Annotated in this window: 2 protein-coding genes; both read left to right on the top strand. The window is 43.1% G+C overall.

Annotation, left to right across the window (positions count from 1 at the left end; all coding sequences use genetic code 11):
• On the top strand, window positions 1–1,109 hold a 1,109-nt coding region (locus P5683_RS24815; RefSeq protein ID WP_315642085.1), incomplete at its 5' end, for an RNA-guided endonuclease TnpB family protein.
• A 53-nt stretch (window positions 1,110–1,162) separates the two neighbouring features.
• Window positions 1,163–1,387 carry a reverse transcriptase N-terminal domain-containing protein gene (locus P5683_RS24810; RefSeq protein ID WP_008052085.1) on the top strand — a complete coding sequence of 75 codons (225 nt, stop codon included), beginning with the start codon at window positions 1,163–1,165 and terminating at the stop codon, window positions 1,385–1,387.
• The last annotated feature ends 43 nt before the right edge of the window (window positions 1,388–1,430 follow it).

Genomic DNA, 1,430 nt, shown 5'->3' with positions numbered 1-1,430 from the left:
GAACCAAACTAAAACTCAATGACCGTCAAGCCACCTTGATGGCCAAACACGCGGGTTATGCTCGGTTCGTGTTTAATTGGGGATTACACTTATGGAGGTCAGCTTATGAAGAGGGACTCAAGCCTAATATCAACTCCATTAAAAAGGTTTTTACTAATTATGTGAAACCTCAATATCCTTGGATGTCCGAATTGTCTTCTAAAGTTGATCAATATGCCTTCATTAATCTAGGGGATGCCTTTAAGCGCTTCTTCAAGGGAATAAGCAGTTATCCTAAATTTAAGAAGAAAGGCCACCATGATAGTTTTACGCTTGACAATTCCGGAAAGCCATTCAATCTGTCAGGAACTCGCCATAAGCTGCCTTTTGTGGGCTGGGTTTCTACATTTGAGGCTCTACCCGAAAGTTGGGTTAAGAAAGTCACTATAACGCGCCAAGCAGGTGACTGGTATATGAGCTTTTTCGTAGAAATCACACCAGAAATCACACCTAAATATCGAGAGAGAATCGGGGTAGACCTAGGAATTAACAATTTGGCGACTTGCTCCGATGGGACCCAATTCTCTAATCCCAAGGCTTATAAAGCAGCCACCCAAAAACTAGCTCGATTACAACGTCATTTAAGTCGCAAAGTCAAAGGCTCGAAAAATTGGGCCAAATGTCTCTTAAAAGTTCAAAAGCTACATCAAAGAGTAGCAAACATTCGGCGGGACACGATTCATAAAATCACTACTTTCTTGGCTAAGAACCACAGCCAAGTCGTCATTGAAGATTTGAATGTGTCAGGTATGCTGAAAAATCATGGTTTGGCGGGTTCTATCGCTGATGCTTCATTTTATGAGTTCCGTCGGCAACTAGGTTACAAGGCAGAACGTTATGGTTCAAAGTTGATTATTGCCGATAGATTTTATCCATCCAGTCAACTTTGTTCTAATTGCGGTTATCGTCAAAAAATGCCCCTAGTCCGTCGGACTTTTGAATGTCCAAACTGTGGCCTGAAGATTGATAGAGATTTGAACGCCAGTATAAATTTAGAAAAATCGCCTGGTTCCGACGATTACACTTGTGGACGGGGTGCTGCCGACAGTCCCGGACGAAGCCAGAAATAAACATCAATATCCGGCTATGTCCGGTTTTGTTTAAGTTTTATAGAGCAGTACACATGGCGATAGCGAGTTCAAAGAGAGGATTTGGCAAGTCCAAACCAACCAAGACTACGAACAACGCATGGAAGGAAATCCCATGGACTAAGGTTCATCGGAAAGTCTTTAAGCTCCAAAAGAGTATATTTCAAGCAGCTAAATCGGGACAGGATGCAAAGGTAAGAAGGTGGCAACGTCTATTGGTGAAATCATATTACGCCCGACTCTTAGCGGTGCGACTGTAGGGGCGGGTTCCACGGTCAGCCATGCTTCCCAACAGTCAGCTTA

Origin of the sequence: Limnospira sp. PMC 1279.21 (assembly GCF_032349615.1) — a bacterium.
GTDB lineage: Bacteria > Cyanobacteriota > Cyanobacteriia > Cyanobacteriales > Microcoleaceae > Limnospira > Limnospira fusiformis.
The sequence above is the reverse complement of the archived record's forward strand: the minus strand, read 5'-3'. Positions and strand labels throughout refer to the sequence as shown.